This is a genomic window from Clostridiaceae bacterium HFYG-1003 (assembly GCA_024579835.1).
In the GTDB taxonomy this organism is placed as follows: domain Bacteria; phylum Bacillota; class Clostridia; order Clostridiales; family Clostridiaceae; genus JG1575.
Genome location: CP102060.1, coordinates 2,721,962 through 2,743,617 on the forward strand (window position 1 = coordinate 2,721,962; position 21,656 = coordinate 2,743,617).

Consider the following 21,656-nt stretch of genomic DNA (forward strand, 5'->3'; position numbering starts at 1 on the left):
CCCGTTCGGAAATCCTTCCTTAACTTCTGTTACTTCCGATTCATAAATCGGGGATTCCTTGAAGGTTTCTCGAACGGCTTATGAACAATGCAAAAATAATCCATTCCACTTTTTTCGAGTTTGTATGATGGAGATAACAACGTTTACGGAGGGAAAGTATGGCCAGAAAAGCAAGTTCAAAAAAAGCAGAGGCAAAGAGTTCAACACCAAAAAAGTCACCGGAAGCAAAGAAGCCGGCTGAGCGGACGGATCCGACGGAAACTGATTCCAAAACCAATGAAAAGCTGGCCCAGCTGGACCAGGTGAGAGTAGAATCGGAAGGCACCGAAATGACGACCAATCAGGGCGTGAAGGTCTCGGAGGATGAATTCTCCCTGACGGCCGGAGACCGGGGTCCGACCTTGATGGAGGACTTCCATTTCCGTGAGAAGATCACCCATTTCGACCATGAGCGGATTCCCGAGCGCATCGTGCATGCCCGGGGCACCGGAGCTCATGGTGTCTTCACGGTCTATGAATCGATGAAGGAATTTACCCGGGCCCATTTCCTGTCGGAGGCCGGTCTGGAAACGCCGGTGTTTGCCCGGTTCTCCACGGTGGCAGGGTCCCGCGGCTCGGCAGACAATGTGCGGGATGTGCGCGGCTTTGCGGTGAAGTTCTATACTCAGGAAGGGAATTACGACCTGGTGGGCAACAATATGCCGGTCTTCTTTATTCAGGATGCGATCAAGTTCCCGGACCTGATTCACGCGGTCAAGCCGGAACCTCATCATGAGATGCCCCAGGCATCCTCGGCTCACGATACGTTCTGGGATTTCATCGCCAACAATCGGGAAAGCGCTCATCAGATGATGTGGTCCATGTCGGATCGGGCGATTCCGCGCTCCCTGCGAATGATGGAGGGCTTTGGCATCCATACCTTCCGCTGGATCAATGAGCGGGGAGAGGCGCATTTTGTCAAATACCACTGGAAACCGCTGCTGGGCGTCCATTCCAAGGTCTGGGACGAAGCCCAGAAAACCAACGGCAAGGATCCGGATTTCCACCGGCGCGACCTCACCGATGCCATCAACCAGGGCGCCTTCCCGGAATGGGAACTCGGGGTTCAGCTCCTGCCCGAACAGGACGAGTTCTCCCTGGACTTCGACATTCTGGATCCGACCAAGCTGTGGCCGGAGGAGGACGTTCCGGTCCGGATCATCGGCCGGATGACCTTAAACCGGAATGTGGACAATTTCTTTGCCGAAACCGAGCAGTCCGCCTTCCACCCGGGACACCTGGTGCCAGGCATTGACTTTACCAACGACCCGCTGCTGCAAGGGCGGCTGTTCTCCTACACCGACACGCAGCTGATCCGGCTGGGCGGTCCGAATTTCCATCAGATTCCGATCAATCGTCCGGTTGTCCCCATTCGAAACAATCAGCGGGACGGCTACCACCAGATGGAGATCCATCGGGGTCAGACCAGCTATCACCGCAATTCGCTCAATGCCAATGCTCCTGTCCCGGTTCCCGGGGATCAGGGCGGATTTGTCCACTACCAGGAAAAGGTGGAGGGGCGCAAGGTGCGCAGCCGCAGCGAGAGCTTTAAGGATTTCTATTCCCAGGCCGTGATGTTCTATCGGTCCCTGTCAAAGGTGGAGCAGGAGCACCTGCGGGATGCCTTCATCTTTGAGCTTCAGATGGTGGAATCGCCGGATGTACGGCAGCAGATCACCGAAATGCTGTGTGAGATTGACCTCCCGCTGGCAAAAGCCGTGGCTGAAAAAATCGGAACTAAGACCGTGAAAACCAAGGGCACCTCCTACGAAAAAGTATCCCCGGCCCTCAGTCAGGAACATACGGTTAAAAAGACGGATACCCTGAAAGTTGCCATCTGGATCACCGATGGCTTCGATTCGGCGCAGCTGAAGGACCTGGAAAGCACCCTGAAACAAGCCAAAGCGGTTCCGGAAATTGTCTCCGCCAGAATCGGCACCATCCAGGGAAGCGATGGGACCGCACAAGCGAAGAAAAGCCACCTGACCGCGGCAGCTGTCCTGTATGACGCCGGAATCTTCCTGGGCGGAAAACCCGTCAAGGATCCGAGCTTCCTCCCCCATTTCGAAGATTTCGTCAAGGATACCTTCCAGCACTTCAAGCCCCTTGCCGTCCACTCCGCCATCGCGGACTGGATTCCGCAGGAAGTCTCCCTGGAAGAACCCGGCGTTCTGACCGGCGACCCCCTCGACTCAGCCGCGTTCATCGAGCTGCTGGCAAATCACCGGTTCTGGGATCGCAAGGTTAAGTAACCTGATTTCACCTCAAAGAGAAACGATCACAGAATGACCGAATTACGGAATAGCACCGAATCCCCATGATACCCGAATCATGGGGATACCCGAATCATGGGGATTCCTGTTTCTAGGAAATACCCGATCCTGCTCGAACAGGCTGCCTCAGGCAGCCTGTTCTCTTTCCGATGGAGCAGTGCGGACAACTAGGGGTCGATGAATCGCAATCGGGCGTGCGGCCGGCCATCCGGAACCTTCACGGTTTATTCACAGGCAGTTAATTGATAATCCTTATCAATTGGCTATAATGAAGCTAATGAATGAAACAGTCCATCGGACTTCGGGTCGTCGGATCCGGGGACTGGCGATGGATCAAACCACTAAAGGAGAGAATGACACATGATCAAATTACCTGAATTAGAATATGCTTATGACGCACTGGAACCCCACATTGACGCCAAAACTATGGAAATCCACCACACCAAGCACCATCAGGCTTACATCGATAAGCTGGTGGCAGCACTGGACAAGTGGAACTCCGGCAAGGCCGCCGATGAATATGACGACGAAGCGGTGAAGGAACTGATCCGGAACCTGGATCAGCTGGATGCACCGGATGATATTAAGACTCAGATTCGCAACAACGGCGGCGGCCATGTCAACCACGCCTTCTTCTGGAAAGTGATCGGACCCAATCAGGGCGGTGAGCCGTCCGGCGATCTGGCCGAAGCCATCCGGCAGAAGTTTGGTTCCTTCGATTCCTTCAAGGAAGAGTTCGGCAATGCCGCGGCAGGCCGATTCGGTTCCGGCTGGGCCTGGCTGGTACGAAATGACGGCGGCGAGCTGGAGATCCTCTCCACCCCCAATCAGGACAGTCCCCTGTCTTTGGGCAAACATCCGCTGCTGGGCCTGGATGTCTGGGAACACGCTTACTACCTGAACTACCAGAACAGACGTCCGGACTACATCAAGGCTTTCTGGAACGTTGTAAACTGGAAGGAAGTCGAACGGCTTTACAGCGACAGGCAGTAACTGGCGGCGCAGTCCCGAACCAGAGGGCAGCCGGACCGGTTACCGAATAGATCCAGTGGCGAACAGCCACAGATTTTTAGTACAATTGATAAAAATCAGGAAGTTTACGTCCTTCCGTAACTGCTCACTTCACCACACTCCTCCTCAACACTGCTTACACCCCCCATTTTCAGGATTCCGGCAGGGCAGACCCTGCAAGGGAACGCATGACCGCATGGTGCAGCTCATCAGGGAATGACAACATGGATTGGCCGCAGAGCCCGACAGCATGAAGAAACCGGTGGAGAGGCTGCTCGGATAAAAAACAGAAAGGCATCCGAAAGGATCCACTAATTCAACCTTTCCGTATCCCCTTCGAGTTCTCACCTCCTCTCCCCCATAAGAAAAGCACTGTTTCCGTCTTTGGACGGAAGCAGTGCTTTTTGTTGTGCTTCATTCGCTCTGGCTTTGCGGTCGAAGTGTCCGGTGGGGAATGAGCGCTAGTTCACCGGTGCGGGCTGAGGCTTGCGATGGCCGCCGTTGGCCGCCAGTGCCAGAACGATGTATACGGCGGATCCGGCCAGTCCGGCCAGGATCGGAGCTTCTACCCAGCCGACATTGAAGCGCAGGACCAGGAGGATCTGAGCCAGGAGTCCGGCACTCATGGAACCGAGACAGGCGCGCAGGTCGCCCTCGACAAGGCTGGACATGATGGTGGGTCCGACCAGCATAGCGATGAGGCCGCCGGTTCCGATGTAGGCGATCTGATTGAGCATGCCGGCGGGGGCAACAAAGGTCAGGAACAATCCCCAGGCGGTGGTCAGCCCGACCATAATCCGGTTCATCCGGAGCGACACGTTCTCCTGGCGATTCGTCAGGGAAACAGTCATATCATAGGACAGCGCCGAAGCCAGGGTCTGCAGCACCGAGCTGATGGTCGACAGCATGGCAAAGAGGATAAACAGCGTGATCACCCCGCCAATGGCTGGGGGCAGATAGGTATTGAGAAAAACCGGCATAGCGCTGTCGGGATCGGCCAGCACGTAGCCCTGCTGGCGCATGAACAGGCCGACCAGGGGGATCAGGCTGAGGATGACGCCCATGGGGGCCATGTACAGAGCCATCCGGTGAATCTTGATGTCTTCCTTCAGGGAGAGAAATCGCACCGACATGTAGGGAAGCGTTGTGGTGAAGAGCAGCGCGTAGATGAATACCAGAAATACGCTGAGCTGGCTTTTGCCATAGGGTACGGAAGTTGTGGGATTGACCAGCTCCGGATCGATCCGGCTCAGGCCGGCCAGGAGATCCGTCGGACTGACATGGCTGAACATGACGGCAGCGACAATGACTGTGGCAATGAGCATGCCGATGCACATCAGGGTGTCCGTCAGGGCGACGGCCAGCAGGCCTCCCTGGATCGTGAACACGGTGATCAGGAGCATCAGGAGCATGGAGGCGGCTACTTCGGGGATTCCGAGCCATTGCGACGCCACCAGGCCGATGGCCCGGATCTGACCGATGAGATAGACCGAGAGGAACAGAAAGGTGGCAAAGCCGGCAATGAAATGGACCAGGCGCCGCTGACCGGGGGTCCCGCGATGGCTGTTGGCCAGGTACTCCGGGATCGTCAGACCGCCGCTGCGCTCGGCCCGCCGGCGCATGAATCCGGCAAACAGCATGGTGCCGAAGACAATGGCTGGGGCGAAGAGGAAATTAGCCAGAATCTCGACAGTACCATAGCGGTAGGCCGTGCCGGGGGAGCCGATGAAGCCCCAGCCGCTGTAGCCCGTGGCAATGAGGGTGCCGGCGCCGATGAAGGGGCCGATCTGGCGGCCGCCCAGAAGGAAGCCGGCGCCTTCGGCAGCCGCTCCCTTAATCTGGCGGCCGGACCAGGCACCCACTCCGATCAGAACGATGGCCGTGACCACCAAAACGGTCCAGTTAAACCACATGAGTTCCTCCGTGGTGTGCCATCCACTCACTGTAGATCGTGACCAGGGTCGGAATGACCAGAAGCAGTCCGCAGCCAATCAAAAATGAAATCATAGTCCATGAACCTGACATAATAAGAATCTCCTTTCTCCGTTGAGCTTTTCTTTTGTTCACATGATTCCGGCGCGGTCCGTTTGTCATCCGGCCGGGTTTATTTTTCCTGGAACGATACCAGGGTGGGATCCTCCACCTGATGGGGGAAGTAATCCTGACAGACGCCTTCGCGGTATACATCCGCCGTGGCGCAGTGCAATCCGCCGCCAAAGGCATAGGCATCGCGGAAGGGCAGCGGGATCACGTTCATGCCGAGCTTGTCCATCTGCTCCTGCTGAGCGGTTTCACTGGCTTCGACGATGACGGTCTTGTGATCCAGAACCAGGCAGTTCATTGACAGCCAGACGCTGGAGTAGCACAGTTCAGGTGGCTGGCTGTGGGCCGGCTGAGCAGCGTCCACAATCTCCCAGCCGTTGGCTTCGAAGATCTTCCGCTGTTCCTTGGGCAGTTTCCGAACGGGATTGTTCAGGATCAGACCCGGACGAAGCGGTACGAACGTGGCATCAATATGGATCGGGTACGGATCGCCGGGGAAGTTCACCGCATGAACTCTCATGTCCGGGTACATCCGGCGCAGCCACTCCATGCCCTTGCGGTTGGTGGTCAGGCCATGCTGGACAAACAGGTCCTTGCCCAGGCGGAGCACGTCGGCGGCGTCAAACAGGATCTCATGCTCCTTGGTGACCATATGGAGCTTTGCGGTCCGCTCCAGCAGAATTTCCTCGGTGACTTCATCATCGAAGTAATGCATGTCGTAGGAAGCGTCCGACAGTTCCGGGCGGGGAGCGGCGATCCAGCGGAAGTTCGGATCCTTGTCGAAGTACTCTCTCTGAATCCGGGAATAGGCATAGAATTCAAAATACCGGGAACGGAAGGACATCGGGGCTGAGATGATGTCGCTGCCAATGGTCAGGAGCACATCCCGCGGGGGCATGCAGCCGAACATGCTGCCGATCATGAAATGCGGCGTCACCACCGCCTGATTCCACTGCAGGGCATCGGGCCGGTCCACTTTGACGCCGCGGCTCTCCAGCAGCTTGACCAGGCCTTCCAGCTGTTCGTTGGCTTTTTCCACGGTGGCCAGCGGTCTGGGTCCGGTCATGCCGCGCATCGGGCTGTCCAGCGGCACTTTGGCTTTGGAAGCGGGTTCCGACGGGGAAATGCAGCAGTTGTCCGCCCGCCCCACAATCACATGCTTCAAGGGATCAAAATCATTCCAGGAATTCACAATCTTCATTTTCATTCTCCTCTTTTGTTTGCTTCAATTAAAAAAGCCGTTCCGAATCATCGATTCAGGAACGAGCAGCTCTCTCGTGGTACCATCCTAATTCACCGGATTCCAGAGGATTCCGGCCTCACTTATAATTACATATTTATGCAATTATTCAATCGGTAACGGGACATCCCGTCGCCGCCTCATCAATTTCAGCGGCACGACTCGGAGGCTCTGTTCGCCAGGAAATTCCATATCCCCTTCCACCCACGGGACTCGCTGTCTGAATCACCCCTGGCTACTCTTCTCGTCTCAGTCTGTATATTTATTCATTTATTGTTAATAATATACCCTATCGCTTTTTCTTCTGTCAACCCTCTTATCGCCGAATTATCAAAAATATCCTTGCAGATCAAGGGAAAACGACTTCACACCCCTTCTCCGATTCCCCGGATTGCCACTTATGCAATATAACACCAGGTCATAACGAAATTCCGCTCATTTCCGGCAGTTTCCTCCACTGCTCCCGCTGCATATTCCGAGACTGATTGTTCGACGAGCGGACGAAAACCCCGGACGTTCTCCACTGAGACCGGTCCGGGGTTTGTTCTTCATGTGATGTGGATCCTGTTCTGCTGATCCTGTTCTGCTGATCAGTTATGCTGATCCAGTTATGCTGGTCCTTTTATGCTGGTCCTTTTATGCTGGTCCTTTTATGCTGGTCCTTTTATGCTGACCCTGTTCAGTCGGAAGAAATCACTGCCTGATCCGGCTGGGACGTCAGATAATTGAGGTAGTAGGTCACGATGTAGGGATAGACCCGCTCGTCCACATTATATTTAGGGGAGTGGCCGGGGTAGATGCCGGTGATTTCGCTGCCCGCTCCGGCAAAGGCATAGCAGCCGGGCCAGCGCTGGAGGAGTTTGCCGAAGTCGTCGGAAGCCATGATGCGTTCGTTTTCCTGGACGTTGTCGTTACCGAAGGTGGCCCGGGCAGCGGCCCGGCATTTTCTGGTGACGGCTTCGTCATTCCAGACCGGGGGCAGTCCGGGTGAAAACACCAGATCGATGTCAACGCCGGTGGCTTCGATGACGGCCCGGGCGGTCCGTTCCAGGATATCCCGCAGCTGATCGCCGACCCGATCGTTGAAAAAGCGCATGGAAGCCCAGATTTCGCAGGTTTCTGGCACGATGTTGGTTTTCGTGCCGGCATGAACGCCGGTGAAGGACAGAATAGCTTCCTCAAAGGGGGAGATGGTCCGGTCCTTCAGGCGCTGGGCTTCGGACAGAAAACTGACCATCGCATTGATGGGATCAATCGTCTGATCCGGTCGGGAAGCGTGGCCGCCCTGCCCCCTGATCAATGCCTTCATAGTCCGGGTTCCGGCCATGACGGCGCGGGACGGGACGGAAATCAGGCCAAGTTTCAGTTCGGAACCGGTATGGACGCTGATGGCTTCATCCGGTTCGATGCCCAGGCGCTCCATGTCCTCCAGCACCAGCTTGGCTCCCTTGCCGATCTCTTCCCCGGGCTGAAACAGAAACAGCACTTTACCGGAGAAGGAAACCCGTTTCTCCGCCAGGTATTTGATCAAGCCCAGCACGATGGCCATGTGGCCGTCATGGCCGCAGGCATGCATGACACCGGCTTCCTGCGAGGCAAAGGGCAGTCCGGTTTCTTCGGTCAGGGGCAGCGCATCCATCTCACACCGGATCAGAGTCGTCAGTCCGGGCCGGTCTCCGCTCAGATTGGCCAGCACGCCGGTGAGTCCCACGATCTGCCAGGCGATGCCCATGGCGTCCAGCTGCGCCAGGATATGGTCCCTGGTGCGCTCTTCCTTCAGCGAGAGTTCAGGATGGGCGTGAAAATGACGCCGCTGCCGCACCATGTAATCCTGAATGGCCTGCGGAAAATCAGCGACCCGATACATCCTGATCCTCCCGTTCATGGGCTTCGTTATACAGGACGAAGCCTTCATAGGGCCGCAGTTCATACCGCCCCTCCGGGGACAGCCTGAAATCAGAGTAATTGGCCAGGAACAGTTCAAATTCGCCTTGCCGGGCAATGCCTGACAGATCCACGGGAGTGGGCTCGGCGGAGAAGTTGTTCACCACGATCAGCCGTTCCTCTCCCAGAATGCGTTCCCAGGCAAACAGACTGGGGTGATCCGGGAACAGGGGCTCAAACCGGCCGTAGACCATGACCGGGAGCTCCCGGCGCAGGGACAGAATCCGGCGGTAATACTGCAGCACGGAATCGGGGTCGGACAGCTGCTGGGCGGCGTTGATCCACTGATAATTCGGATTCACCCGAATCCAGGGCTGTCCGGTGGTAAAGCCGGCCTGGGGGGAGTCGTCCCACTGCATGGGCGTGCGGGCGTTGTCTCGCCCCTTGCGCCGGATGGCTTCCATCATGTGCTCCGGCGTAAAAAGCGAGCGGGCTTCCACCAGGTCATGCCAGGCGTTGATGGATTCCAGGTCGCGCAGATCGTCCAGGCCCTCGATGTTCAGATTGGTCATGCCCAGCTCCTCCCCCTGGTAGATGTAAGGGGTACCTTCCAGGAAATGGACGACATGAGCCAGCAGCTTGGCGGATTCTTTGGGGTAGCGGCGGTCGTCGCCGAAGCGGGAGACCATGCGGGGCTGATCGTGGTTGTCCAGGTACAGGGAATTCCAGCCCCGTTCGTGCAGGCTGAGCTGCCACCGGGACAGATTCTCCCGCAGAGCAGGCATCGCAAACTCCCTGAAGTCCCACTTGCCGCCGGGGCCGCTGTCCAGATCCATGTGCTCGAAGGTAAAGATCATGGTCAGTTCTCCCCGTTCGGGTGCAGTAAAGTCAATGGCATCCTCCGGGCTCGCTCCGGGGCATTCGCCGACGGTGAGAAGATTTCGTCCCGCCAGTACGTTTCGGTTCATTTCCTGCAGGTACTCATGCAGGCGCGGTCCCTGGAAGTAGAGATCCTCCCCCTCGGGGTCGGCGGCAAAGGACTTGGAGATTAGGTTGATGACATCCATGCGGAAGCCGTCCACTCCCTTGTCCAGCCAGAATTTCATCATCTCATGGATTTCCCGGCGCACCGCGGGATTGTCCCAGTTCAGGTCCGGCTGTTTTGGGGAGAAGAGGTGGAGATAATACTGACCGCGTTCGGGAACATACTCCCAGGCTGATCCGGAGAAGATCGACTGCCAGTCGTTGGGGGGACCGCCCTCGGGCCGGGGATCTTTCCAGATGTAGTAATCAGCCCAGGGGTTGGTTCTGGATTGGCGGGATGCCTGAAACCAGGCATGCTCATCCGAGGAGTGGTTGACGACCAGATCCATGACCAGCTTCATGCCGCGGGCATGAATGCCGGCCACCAGCTCATCAAACTCCGCCATCGTGCCGAACTCCGTCATAATCTCCCGGTAATCGCTGATGTCATAGCCGTTGTCATCGTTGGGCGACTTGAAGAAGGGGGAAATCCAAAGGACATCCACCCCCAGATGCTTAAGATAATCCAGCCGGGAACTGATTCCGGCCAGATCCCCGATGCCGTCGCCGTTGCTGTCCTGAAAACTTCTCGGGTAGATCTGATAGACTACCGCCTCTTTCCACCATTGTCTTTCCAATTTCATTCCTCCGTTGGGCTTGCGCCCCTTATTCCCCTGGATCGTTTCGAGGCGGCCGTCACCTGGAAACCCCTGACAACCGTCCCCTGGATCCGGCTGCTTCCGGTTCTGTGCCCCTTCCTTTTCTGATTGCTTCCATTATACTCCCCGCTTCCTTGCCTGGGCAATTTGTCCGGTCCGGCCGGGAGAGAATCCTCAAGCATCCGGCGACAATTTGATGCGGATTCCTTGATTTTTTCGCATGTCCCAGGCGGGAACGTCTGCCGTGAGTCCCCGGGTGATATTGTGTCCCAGGGACTGGGCGTGTAAAATGGAAGCAGAAGGAGTATAAACGATGGAAAAAAATATTCTGCTCGCATTCTTACTGACTTCTCTGGCTGGTTTGGCCACCGGCTTTGGAAGTCTGATTGCATTGTTATCGAGAAAAACGAACACGAAGTTTCTGTCGCTTAGTCTGGGATTTTCCGCCGGAGTCATGGTTTATGTCTCATTCATGGAAATATTTCCCAAAGCGCTGGATTCCCTGAGTCACGGCCGCAGTCCGAAAACAGCGACAACCCTTACGGTAATTGGCTTCTTTGTCGGCATCGCCCTGATTGCCGTCATCGACCAGCTGATTCCGGAAGAAGAAAACCCTCATGAAATCAAAGATCCGGCTTCGTTCATGGAGCATCACGAAAGCCAGCGTCATTCCAAGAGCAGCCTGATGCGCACTGGCGTATTCACGGCCCTGGCCATCGGAATCCACAACTTCCCGGAAGGTCTGGCCACCTTTATTACAGCCCTGGATAATCCGACTCTGGCCATTCCGATTGTGGTGGCGATTGCGATCCATAACATTCCGGAAGGAATTTCGGTTTCGGTACCGATCTACTTCGCGACGGGCTCCCGGCGCAAGGCCTTCCTCTACTCATTTCTGTCCGGCCTGGCCGAACCGCTGGGCGCACTGGTGGGTTATCTGATCCTGATGCCATTTCTCAACGATACGGTGGAAGGGTTTGTCTTTGCCGCCGTGGCCGGAATCATGGTGTTTATCTCGATTGATGAACTGCTGCCCACGGCCGAAGAATACGGCCAGCACCACCTTTCTATCCTGGGCTTTGTCCTGGGCATGATGCTGATGGCGCTCAGTCTGATCCTGTTCTTGTAGGATCGATCACGAAAATATGCTTTCCTTAAGGAGGAACTACCATTGGAACGAATCGTTGGAACTACCGTACGTGGGCTCAGAGCCCCTATTATCCGCAAGGGTGACGATCTGAGCGAGCTGGTCACCAAGCTGGTCATGGATTTTCTGGAGTCCGAGCACCTGCAGATGCAGGACCGGGATATTGTCGCCATGACCGAATCCATTGTTGCCAGAGCCCAGGGCAATTACGCCTCGGTGGATGACATTGCCCGGGATGTCCGGGAAAAAACCGGAGGCGAGACCTGCGGCGTCATCTTCCCCATTCTCTCGCGCAACCGCTTTGCCATGATCCTCAAGGGCATTGCCCGGGGGGTCAGAAAAATCGTTCTGATGCTGTCCTATCCTGCGGATGAAGTCGGAAATCACCTGATCTATCTGGACAAGCTGGATGAATCCGGAGTCAATCCGTGGACGGATGTCCTGTCCGAGCTGGATTTCCGGACCGCTTTCGGTCAGGCCAAGCATACCTTCACCGGCGTCGATTATGTCCAGTATTACCGGAGCATCATCGAAGGCGAAGGCTGTGAGTGTGAAGTGGTCTTCGCCAACAATGCCCAAACCATCCTGGATTACACCAAAACCGTCATTAACTGCGATATCCATACGCGCAAGCGGACCAAGCGGATTCTGCTTCAGGCCGGCGCCGACCGGGTTCTGTCCCTGGATGAGATCCTCAGCGAACCGTCCGATGCCCATGGCTACAATGAGGAATACGGTTTGCTGGGCTCGAACAAGTCCACGGAAGAGGAAGTCAAGCTGTTCCCGCGGGACAGCAAGCGTCTGGTCGAAGGCATCCAGACCAAGCTCCAAGAACTGACCGGCAAACGGCCGGAAGTCATGGTCTACGGAGACGGCGCCTTCAAAGATCCTGTCGGCTACATCTGGGAACTGGCAGATCCGGTGGTATCTCCCGGCTATACCGACGGGCTGGAAGGCACGCCCAATGAGATCAAGATCAAGTATCTGGCAGACAACAATTTCCGCGACCTGTCCGGTACCGAGCTCAAGGCGGCCATTGCCAACCACATCAACCACAAGGAAGCGGATCTGACCGGCAGCATGGAATCCCAGGGGACCACGCCGCGCCGTCTCACCGACCTCATCGGCTCCCTGTGCGACCTGACCTCCGGTTCGGGCGACAAGGGCACCCCGGTCATCTACATTCAGGGGTACTTCGACAACTACAGCAAATAAGTCAAAACTCAAAAAATATCGGCAGAACGTCCGATCCGAAACCCGGCTGTCGAAAGACGGCCGGGTTTCCGGTCTGGTGAAACACATCACAAAGCGACTGAATCAGAACAGAACCTGAGCCGGGCAGGCATCCGGCACTGCCGTTTTGTAGTACACTGGAGTTATCATGCGCAAAGCAGTACGGAGGGTATTCCATGCAGAAAGTACTAATTGAAGACCTGAAAGACATTCGTTTTTTATCCGCTCCGGAATTTAATGAAGCGGGCACCTGGCTGGCCTTTATCCGAACCCAGCCCGATCTGGAGGAGAACGGCTATCAGTCGGACATCTGGCTCCATGATGTAAAAAAGGGCGAGAGCTGGCGCCTCACCGCCTCCGACGAAGTCACCGGCTTTGTCTGGGACGGCAATGACCACCTGATTTTCTCCGCCAATCGCAAGCAAAAAGACAAGGATCAGGCCAAGAAGGATGATTTCACCAATCTCTACCGCATCTACCTCAAGGGCGGCGAGGCGGAGAAATTCATTACGCTTCCGGCCAAAGCCGGAAAAGTCGAGCGGATCGACGAATCCCGTTACCTGTTCACCATGTCCACCGACCTGAAGGGTCAGGACCTGCACATCCTGAAGGATGAAGCCGAGAAAAAGAAGGAACTGGACCGCCGGGAAGCGGAAAAGGATTTTGAGACCATCGAAGAGATTCCGTTCTGGAGCAACGGCGGCGGCTTTACGGCTGGCAAACGCGGACGCCTGTGCCTTTATGATGCCAAAACCAGGAAGATCACCGCTCTGAATAAGGGCAAAACGTCCATCCATGACTTTTCGCTCAATGAGGCCAAAACGCTGGCTCTGGTGACCATCGATGAAAACAAGGGCGTTGCTGCTCTGGAATCCAAGCTGGGTATTCTCGACGTCGCCGCTAAAAAAGTGAGCGAGGTAAAAATCGGCAAGCACCGGATCTATGACGCTCAGTTCCTGGATGATGAAACGGCGGTTCTTCTGATCAGCGAAGGAAAACGCTTCGGACTGAACGAAAACCCCAAGTTCTTCCTGCTAAACCTGAAAAGCCTGGAGCTCCAGCCGATTCTGGAAGACCAGGATTTCTCCATCGGCTCCTCCATTAATTCCGACATGCGCTACGGCGGCGGTCATTCCCTGATCGTAAAAAACGGCTGGATCTACTATGTCGAAACCAATGACACGGATTCCCTTCTGAAGCGGATGGACCGTCACGGGAAGATTGAAGTGCTCATGGATGAACCGGGCTCCGTGGATGCCTTTGATGTATCCAGTGACGGCACCATCGTATTTGTCGGAATGGAGACTTCGGGTCTGCAGGAACTCTACCGGGTGGAGAAACGTTCCCGGGTCCGGCTCACCAGCTTTAACGAAGACTACCTGAAAAACCATCAGGTTCTGATTCCTGAGTCCATCCGCTCCCGCGGCGAAGGCGATGACATCGTCAATGGATTCGTGCTGAAACCGGCCGACTACAAAAAAGGCAAAAAATATCCGGGCATCCTGGTCATTCACGGCGGCCCCAAAACTGCCTATGGCTCCGTCTTCTATCATGAAATGCAGGTCTGGGCAAACCTTGGTTACTTTGTCTTCTTCTGCAATCCCAAGGGCTCGGACGGCAAGGGCAATGAATTTGCCGACATCCGCGGCCGGTACGGTTCCGTCGACTATGAAAACCTGATGGACTTCACGGATAAAGTGCTGGATACCTATCCGGATATCGATGAAAAGCGCGTCGGAGTGACCGGCGGTTCCTACGGCGGCTTCATGACCAACTGGATCATCGGCCACAGCAAGGCCTTCCGCTGTGCTGCATCCCAGCGCTCCATCTCCAACTGGATGTCCTTCTTTGGCAATTCCGACATCGGCTATTTCTTTGCCCCCAACGAAAACGATGCCTGGCCCTGGAAGAATCCGGAAAAGATGTGGGAGCTCTCCCCCCTGAAATACGCTGATCAGTGCACCACCCCCACCCTCTTCATCCACTCCGATCAGGACTATCGCTGCTGGATCCCCGAAGCCTTCCAGATGTTCATCGCTCTGAAGCTGCACGGCTGTGAAGCCCGCATGGCAGTCTTCCACGGTGAAACCCACGAACTCTCCCGCAGCGGCAAACCCAAAGGCCGGATCCGCCGCCTCACCGAAATCACCAACTGGTTCGAAAAGTACCTCAATTAAGCTCCAACCAATGAAATCCACACAACAAACAGCAAGAAGGCAGGGATATACACCCTGCCTTCTTTGTCATTGTGATTTTTCGGGATCATTTCCCAGTAAAGTACCTCCCGCACACGCGGGGACGATGTTAGACAACATCATGGACTTAGGATCACCCCGCACACGCGGGGAACACACTTATCAAAGCATTGATTTAACAGCTTTTCAACTTTAGTGAATCATTAGAATTTATCAGCTTCAAGAATACCGGTTGCGATAGCGTGGAAGAGACCTCACTACCTTTTCAAATAATCAAGCAGAAATAATCTGATGTTATTCTGTGACTGTAGATGTATTTAAAATTAATAATAACAAATTTCAGTTCTAATAGCTATACATATTTTTATTATAAGCGATAGTGTAAACTATATCGAAGACTTTCGTTATTTTCCAATCATAATTCGATCTTTTTATCTTGAAAAAAATAAATAATTTATGAAAACATTTCTGTTTAAAAATTACGGAAAATTTTTCATTAATAACGCACAAAAATGGCTTCTGCCATAGATAATTCCAAAATGAACCGTGATATCAAGGTTCTACACTGCGATATTCTTAAAATGTAAACGAAGATTGAACGGAAGCTTAACATTTGTTTGTTATGATGATTTTACAATTGAATCCAATCTATTCCATTGATATGGACAGGAGGTACGTAATGAGGAACAGGAAAACGGTACTGAAGTCACTCTTGCTGATTCTTGCGTTCGTCGTTTCTTTGTTTGCCGGAATTTCTAACACCTATGCCGCCACCGGAACCGAAAATGCCATTGCCAAGGGCGGAAATGCCTATTCGAATGGACAGCGCTCAAAATACGAAACCATTCAGTTTGTCGCTTTTAATGATTTTCACGGAAATGTCGAGTCTCTTGGAAGCAACCCCGGAATCGCCAAGATTGCCGGTGTGCTCGATCAAATGAAGACCGAATATCCCACGTTCTTCTTCTCAGCCGGAGACAATTTCCAGGGTACGGCCATATCCAATCTGACCCACGGCAAAGTCGTCAATGACGCGTTCCAGCTGATGGATTTGCAAGCTTCTGCAATCGGCAACCACGAATATGACTGGGGCAAGGATATGATGTATGACTGGTCCGAAGAGGGCGGTTATCCTTTCCTGGCTTCCAATATTGTTTATAAGGACAGTGGCGAGCCGGTGGATTATGCGGATCCTTACATGATCAAGAAAGTCCGCCTCACCAGCGGCAAAGTCGTAGAAATCGGAATTATTGGAATCGCCACCCCGGAAACGGCCACCAAGACCGCTGCCGCCAACGTAGCTGACATCGAGTTTACCGACCCGGTCAAGGCAACAAAACACTGGGTCAAATACCTGCGAGAAGTTAAAAAAGTTGACGCGGTGGTTGCTCTGACTCATCTTGGCGGATACCAGGACAGCTCGACCGGTGAAGTAACCGGAGAACTGAAGGACTATGCTGATCATATTTCCGGCGTCGACCTGATTTTCTCAGGACACACCCACCAGACCATCGATGCCGTCGTAAATGGCATTCAGATTCTGCAGGGCCGATATAACGGGCGCTCTCTCCAGGTGGCCCGACTCACCTTTAACAATCGCAACACCAAGCTTGAATCCATTGACGGGTTCATCGACCCGATCTCCACCCGGATCGCCAGCCTTCCGGTGAACCAGGAAGTAGCGGATCTGGTAGCCGGTTACAAGGCCGATCTGGCAGATGTCCTGAATGAGTATGTCGGAATGAATGCCCAGCTCCTGGAACATGATACAACTGGACCTCTTGGACTGACCCCGCTGGGACAGTGGACTGCCAAAGCTCTCTCAGAACTAGGCGGCACTCAGATCGCGATCATCAACGGCGGCGGAATCCGTGAACCGATGCCGGCCGGAGAAATCACCATGGGCATCATGTATAAACTGTTCCCCTTTGACAATACACTGGTGACCCTAAAAGTCACCGGAGCGAAGCTGTACGAACTCATCGAGCATGGCATTGAGGAAGGAACCTTCAAGGACGGACAGTTCTATGGCGTCAAGGTCAAAGTAGATCTGTCCAAACCATATGGTTCCCGCATTGTGGAGATGACTCTGCAAAACGGTGATCCCATCGACAATGCAGCCCTGTACTCCGTTTCCACGCTGGACTTTGTATACACCGGCGGAGACAAGTACAACTTCACCGGTGCCATTGATGTTGTGGATACTTTCATTCCGGTCCGTGACAAGCTGGCTCAGTATATTCGGAGCCTTCCGAGACAGACGCTGATCCATGCCTTTGACGCATCAGCCTATGTCGTCCAATAAACTGACTTCACAAAAAAATGATTTCCAGCAGGCTGCCCCATGGGCAGCCTGCTGGCTGTTTTCACCAGCGTATGGTTCTCACCAGGGCGCTGCTCCATGGATGGTTCAAGGGGTATAATAATATCAGAGTGAACATAGCTGTATTGCAAGCAGTTGAAACGGAGGAACCTTGCTGATGAAACTTTACAACAAGTTGGTGCGCGACCGGATCCCGGAGATTATCCAGGCGACCGGTAAATCCGCTGACTTTGAGATCCTGTCGGAAAAAGGATACGCTGCCAAACTGGAAGAAAAACTTATGGAAGAAACCAAAGAGTACCTGGAAGCCAAAAACACCGAGGAGCTGGCCGATCTCCTGGAAGTCATCCGGGCTCTGGCCCAACTCCAGGACTGTTCCATGGAAGAACTGGAAGCTCTGCGTCAGAAGAAAGCAGAAGAACGCGGCGCTTTCAAGGAACGGCTTCTGCTGAAGCAAGTCTGGGACAGGGATGAGAATCCTGATCCGACGACGTAAAAAGCGAAAAAAAATTCTTCAACCGACCGGTAATAGCAATTTTGGTTGGGTATCTTTTCATAAGACGGGTTATCCTAACATCAGACCGAAAAGGAGGTTCCCCTTGAATCATCGGTTTCAATCCATTCTTCAACATCTGGAGGATCACCTGAATGATCCGGTAACTCTTGATCAGCTGGCCGCCGAAGCCGGACTCTCGAAGTATTATTTGATTCACCTGTTCCAGGCTGAAACGGGATATACCGTCATGGACTACCTCCGACGCCGTCGTCTGGAGGAAGCCCTGATCAGCTTGAAAGACGGCAACCGCATCCTGGATGCAGCACTGGATGCCGGTTATGGGTCGGAACAAGCCTTCTCCCGGGCAGTTCGGAGAACCTTCGGTCAGCCTCCCAGTGCCTTTCGAATGGATCCGCCCATTCGGATCCGACGTCTGAAGTCCTATGACAGAACCCTTCAAATCGATCCGCAAAGAATTTTGAAGGGCTTACCCCCTGCCTTTCGCCCGCTGCTGCCCACCATTGAACAAGGAGTATCAAGCATGCAAGATTATTTAAGTGATGTCCGTTATGAAATTCTGCCAGCCATGACTGTTGTCTGTGGAATCGCCATGGGTTCAGAACCAGAAGACGAGATCCTCGGCCGCATGGATCGTCTGGCGAAAGCCTGGAATCTGAAGGTCAGCCGTCGGTTTGGTTTTGATTCACCGGTTGAGGGATCGGAAGATGTTACTGCCCTGCGGAGATACGAAGCCTGGCTGGTGATCGACCCGACTCAGGTCGGTCAGCTTCCCGCCTCACTCGTCTTTGAAGATACACCCCTGACAATAAAGCAGATTCCCTCTCTGCGGTACGCTATCCTACGCATCACCGATCCCTTTGCCGCTCCCTTTGAACGGATTCCAGGCGGATGGCAGGCACTCGTCGCCTGGCTCGAAGAGCACGACTTCAAAGATCCGGATTTCAAGCATGATTCCCAGGCCCCCTGCCTGGAAGAAGTTCTGACAGTCGAGGGAAAAACGGTTATGGATCTGCTGGTCGCTGTCGATCGCGCCTGACCATCTGACAATAACAATGAACTCACCGGCATGAAAATGGGAAACAGGAACTGTCATCTAACGCTCCAGTTCCTGTTTCCCTTAATTTGCTTATGAGCTGATGCTTTCATCCGATACGACACAGCTACCCATCACCAGTTCCAGCCATAAAAACTGCTATAAAGCCCTAAAATCATTATCATTGACATCCAACTTTCCAATTGGTAATATAATATAGTCACATGGAGAGTTGGTCGAGTGGCTTAAGGCACCGGTCTTGAAAACCGGCGATGTGCAAGCATCCCAGGGTTCAAATCCCTGACTCTCCGCCATAGAATACTGATAAAAATAGCTGAATCCTTGTCGTATCAACGATTTCAAGGATTCAGCTATTTTTTTACTTTTACTACACTTTTACTACACTCCTCAAATTACGATCCTGAAGGTTGCATCATATTCTGAAGGTCGGTTTATTATCATTTTTTCAAGTTGACAGGATCATAAGTTCATTTTAACCAAATGTTTAGTGATCTTCAATTATTTCTGTTTAATTCACATCTTAGACTTATAATTCTTTACAAATAGATATCCCTTGAACAGGGTCTTCTGTAACCAGCTGGATGTCTTTAAAAAATCAAGCCTGGGGGTGAATTGGATGAAACGATGGTTATCCGCGATTACTGCAATCCTGCTTAGTATGACCTTCATGGGACTCCCTACCAGAGCCGCCGACAAAGAGTTCAAAGTGAACGACTCTCTGGGAAAGAATGAATTGAAATTCGTGCCTGATGAAATCAATGTGAAATTCCGTAATGACAAGAATCCCTTCCGAACAATCAAAGTTGCGGCCGGTTCAGTGAAGGACGAAGTGGCCAAATATTCGAAGCAAGCCAATGTGGAGTATGCTGAACCTAATTATATTGCTCAGGCATACATGGTTCCGAACGATCCTTACTACAGCTATCAGTGGAACTTTAAAGACAAAGCACAGGGCGGCATCGAGCTGGAGCAGGCCTGGGAAAAAACAACGGGCAGCAATGTCGTTGTCGCGATCCTGGACACGGGCATTGCCTACGAAAACTACGGAAACTATTACAGAGCTCCGGATCTCGCCGACACCAAATTTATGCAGGGATATGACTTCATCAACAATGATGCTCATGCCAATGATGATAACAGTCATGGAACGCATGTGGCCGGAACGGTGGCCCAAAGCACCAACAACTCCCTGGGCGTTGCCGGCGCAGCATTCGGAGTCACTCTCATGCCGGTGAAAGTACTGAATAAACGAGGATCAGGATCCTATGCTGCCATTGCGAACGGAATTTATTATGCTGCTGACAACGGAGCCAAGGTCATTAACATGAGTCTGGGCGGGCCAGATGATTCCTCGATCCTCCTGGATGCTATCAGATATGCCCATGATGTCAAAGGCGTTACCATCGTAGCGGCTGCCGGTAATGAGGGATCAAGCTTCACCGGTTATCCCGCAGCCTATGATGATTACGTGATCGCAGTCGGCGCGACAGGCTATGGCGGTTATCTGGCACCATATTCCAATTACGGATCCAGTGTCGATCTGGTTGCTCCAGGCGGAGACACCAGTGCAGATAAAAACGGAGATGGCTATGTGGACGGTATCCTGCAGAATACTTTTGATCCGACCTCCAAGAATCCGTCCAGCTTCAATTATTATTTCTTCCAGGGAACCTCCATGGCGACTCCACATGCAGCAGCCGCCGCTGCTCTGGTAATTGCGTACGGAGCGGCAGTGACGCCCCTTGAAGTGCAGAATATCCTCCAGAGTACTGCTTATGACCTTGGATCTTCCGGACGAGACAATACCTTCGGCTGGGGCCTCATCGATGCTGCTGCCGCGCTAAGCGGCGCACCTTCCCCTAATAATCGGCCGTTCGCAGTCAGCCAGTCTGTTGCGTCCCCTGAAGACATCCCAAAATCCATTGTTCTGACGGGAAGCGACCCTGACGGAGATACTATCTCGTTCCAGATTGCCTCGGGACCCTCTCATGGCACTCTGAAAGGAACAGCTCCGAATCTCGTTTATTCACCAGCGCTGAATTACTTCGGAGATGATTCATTTACATTTAGAGCCTATGACGGAAAAGCATACTCCGATTCTGCCACAATCAGCATTACGGTAACGCCGGTCAATGATCCCCCCACTGCCGGCAATGTTTCAGTGACTGCAAAAAGAAACGCAACCATTCAAGTCACACTGAAGGGTGCTGATGTGGACGGGGATCCTCTGACTTACGAAATTGTTGCTCCACCTGGCAGCGGCAGTGTCACCCTTGCGGATCATATTGCCACCTATGTTCCGAATAGCGGTTTTACAGGCACGGATAAATTCACCTGTCGGGTACGGGATGGAAGTACATACTCCAATACTGCAACCGTATCGATAACGATCAAGCGGAAATAAGATGGCTTAAACAACTTATTGCAGTAACAGCTCCTTACTGGGGAAAATACATGATTGAACAAATAACCACTGACTGGAAAGAAGACTCGCATGAGTCGTCTTTCCTTTATTTAACTTAAATTCAATCAGCAATCTACACCTGAACGCTATTCCACCACACCAAAAACCAAAACAGCAGAACCGAGAAAGTATGACATTTCTTGGTTCTGCTGTCTTTTGCTTACCTCATTTTTCAGCAATGATTCATTACCTAAGACCTCTCTCTTATATTTTGGCCATTTGTAAATATCGACTGCTTTCCTGTTTTTTCGCTCCTGGCATACAATTCTCAGTGAGGATATGTTGAACGGTGTCTGGATGATGCATATAATCTTTCTTTTAATCTTTTCGATCGATCCGTTTGACTTATATTCCTCTTTTAAAAAATAACAAGGATCAATACAGCAGTTTTCTGTTCAGGTTTAGAAAACTCTCTCGGATGACACTTCTTTCAGTCCTTATCCTGAGCCAGCAGCCACAGCAAGTTGGATTCATTATAGATTTTAATTCTATTTAATTTTACTTCAAGTCTTTATATAACTAATAAAATCCATATTTAAATGCGGAATTTC

General features: G+C 53.1%; 14 protein-coding genes, 1 tRNA gene and 1 other annotated feature. Of the genes, 10 read left to right on the forward strand and 5 right to left on the reverse strand.

The window, feature by feature from the left end:
* The first annotated feature begins 158 nt into the window (after nt 1-158).
* Together NQU17_12190 and NQU17_12195 are read left to right on the forward strand one after the other, a co-directional pair.
* A complete protein-coding gene (locus NQU17_12190) occupies nt 159-2,291 on the forward strand; it encodes a catalase (GenBank protein UUM11402.1) in 2,133 nt (710 codons plus the stop codon).
* Between the two features lie 381 nt (nt 2,292-2,672).
* On the forward strand, nt 2,673-3,305 hold the full coding sequence (locus NQU17_12195) for a superoxide dismutase (GenBank protein UUM11403.1): 633 nt from the start codon (nt 2,673-2,675) through the stop codon (nt 3,303-3,305).
* A gap of 479 nt (nt 3,306-3,784) precedes the next feature.
* Here the strand turns inward: NQU17_12195 and NQU17_12200 are convergent, their stop codons facing one another.
* From NQU17_12200 to NQU17_12220, 5 genes are all read right to left on the reverse strand, one after another.
* Nucleotides 3,785-5,236 carry a sodium:solute symporter family protein gene (locus NQU17_12200; protein ID UUM11404.1) on the reverse strand — a complete coding sequence of 484 codons (1,452 nt, stop codon included), beginning with the start codon at nt 5,234-5,236 and terminating at the stop codon, nt 3,785-3,787.
* Nucleotides 5,226-5,348, reverse strand: coding sequence for a hypothetical protein (locus tag NQU17_12205; protein UUM11405.1), 123 nt, complete (start codon nt 5,346-5,348; stop codon nt 5,226-5,228). The genes NQU17_12200 and NQU17_12205 overlap by 11 nt, the downstream gene beginning before the upstream one ends.
* Nucleotides 5,349-5,427: 79 nt before the next feature.
* Complete coding sequence (locus tag NQU17_12210; protein ID UUM11406.1) at nt 5,428-6,567, reverse strand: serine/threonine protein kinase; 1,140 nt, start codon at nt 6,565-6,567, stop codon at nt 5,428-5,430.
* A 54-nt stretch (nt 6,568-6,621) separates the two neighbouring features.
* Nucleotides 6,622-6,866 (reverse strand) — a binding site (T-box leader).
* 419 nt (nt 6,867-7,285) lie between these two features.
* Nucleotides 7,286-8,473 carry a M20 family metallopeptidase gene (locus NQU17_12215; protein UUM11407.1) on the reverse strand — a complete coding sequence of 396 codons (1,188 nt, stop codon included), beginning with the start codon at nt 8,471-8,473 and terminating at the stop codon, nt 7,286-7,288.
* The gene (locus NQU17_12220; protein UUM11408.1) at nt 8,457-10,151 is read right to left on the reverse strand and encodes an alpha-glucosidase; all 1,695 of its coding nucleotides are present in this window, start codon (nt 10,149-10,151) and stop codon (nt 8,457-8,459) included. The genes NQU17_12215 and NQU17_12220 overlap by 17 nt, the downstream gene beginning before the upstream one ends.
* Nucleotides 10,152-10,485: 334 nt before the next feature.
* On the opposite strand from NQU17_12220, the gene zupT reads away from it, so the two are divergent.
* The 8 genes from zupT to NQU17_12260 all read left to right on the forward strand — a co-directional run bounded on the left by zupT (nt 10,486) and on the right by NQU17_12260 (nt 21,045).
* Nucleotides 10,486-11,301 carry a zinc transporter ZupT gene (gene zupT, locus NQU17_12225; GenBank protein UUM11409.1) on the forward strand — a complete coding sequence of 272 codons (816 nt, stop codon included), beginning with the start codon at nt 10,486-10,488 and terminating at the stop codon, nt 11,299-11,301.
* A gap of 42 nt (nt 11,302-11,343) precedes the next feature.
* Nucleotides 11,344-12,534, forward strand: coding sequence for a coenzyme F420-0:L-glutamate ligase (locus NQU17_12230; protein UUM11410.1), 1,191 nt, complete (start codon nt 11,344-11,346; stop codon nt 12,532-12,534).
* Between the two features lie 194 nt (nt 12,535-12,728).
* Nucleotides 12,729-14,729, forward strand: coding sequence for a S9 family peptidase (locus tag NQU17_12235; protein ID UUM11411.1), 2,001 nt, complete (start codon nt 12,729-12,731; stop codon nt 14,727-14,729).
* A 697-nt stretch (nt 14,730-15,426) separates the two neighbouring features.
* Nucleotides 15,427-17,052, forward strand: coding sequence for a 5'-nucleotidase C-terminal domain-containing protein (locus NQU17_12240; protein ID UUM11412.1), 1,626 nt, complete (start codon nt 15,427-15,429; stop codon nt 17,050-17,052).
* Between the two features lie 175 nt (nt 17,053-17,227).
* On the forward strand, nt 17,228-17,566 hold the full coding sequence (locus tag NQU17_12245; GenBank protein ID UUM11413.1) for a nucleoside triphosphate pyrophosphohydrolase: 339 nt from the start codon (nt 17,228-17,230) through the stop codon (nt 17,564-17,566).
* 103 nt (nt 17,567-17,669) lie between these two features.
* A complete protein-coding gene (locus NQU17_12250) occupies nt 17,670-18,623 on the forward strand; it encodes a helix-turn-helix domain-containing protein (GenBank protein UUM11414.1) in 954 nt (317 codons plus the stop codon).
* Nucleotides 18,624-18,846: 223 nt separating this feature from the next.
* Nucleotides 18,847-18,934 (forward strand) — tRNA-Ser (locus NQU17_12255).
* A gap of 323 nt (nt 18,935-19,257) precedes the next feature.
* A complete protein-coding gene (locus NQU17_12260) occupies nt 19,258-21,045 on the forward strand; it encodes a S8 family serine peptidase (GenBank protein ID UUM11415.1) in 1,788 nt (595 codons plus the stop codon).
* Nucleotides 21,046-21,656: the final 611 nt, after the last annotated feature.

What these genes read in the sequence shown, in the direction of transcription:
- NQU17_12235 (UUM11411.1), top strand. Translation starts at nt 12,729, where the DNA reads ATGCAGAAAGTACTAATTGAAGACCTGAAAGACATTCGTTTTTTATCC.
- zupT (UUM11409.1), top strand. Translation starts at nt 10,486, where the DNA reads ATGGAAAAAAATATTCTGCTCGCATTCTTACTGACTTCTCTGGCTGGT.
- NQU17_12200 (UUM11404.1), bottom strand. Translation starts at nt 5,236, where the DNA reads ATGTGGTTTAACTGGACCGTTTTGGTGGTCACGGCCATCGTTCTGATC.
- NQU17_12245 (UUM11413.1), top strand. Translation starts at nt 17,228, where the DNA reads ATGAAACTTTACAACAAGTTGGTGCGCGACCGGATCCCGGAGATTATC.
- NQU17_12260 (UUM11415.1), top strand. Translation starts at nt 19,258, where the DNA reads ATGAAACGATGGTTATCCGCGATTACTGCAATCCTGCTTAGTATGACC.
- NQU17_12210 (UUM11406.1), bottom strand. Translation starts at nt 6,567, where the DNA reads ATGAAGATTGTGAATTCCTGGAATGATTTTGATCCCTTGAAGCATGTG.
- NQU17_12215 (UUM11407.1), bottom strand. Translation starts at nt 8,473, where the DNA reads ATGTATCGGGTCGCTGATTTTCCGCAGGCCATTCAGGATTACATGGTG.
- NQU17_12205 (UUM11405.1), bottom strand. Translation starts at nt 5,348, where the DNA reads ATGTCAGGTTCATGGACTATGATTTCATTTTTGATTGGCTGCGGACTG.
- NQU17_12240 (UUM11412.1), top strand. Translation starts at nt 15,427, where the DNA reads ATGAGGAACAGGAAAACGGTACTGAAGTCACTCTTGCTGATTCTTGCG.
- NQU17_12195 (UUM11403.1), top strand. Translation starts at nt 2,673, where the DNA reads ATGATCAAATTACCTGAATTAGAATATGCTTATGACGCACTGGAACCC.
- NQU17_12190 (UUM11402.1), top strand. Translation starts at nt 159, where the DNA reads ATGGCCAGAAAAGCAAGTTCAAAAAAAGCAGAGGCAAAGAGTTCAACA.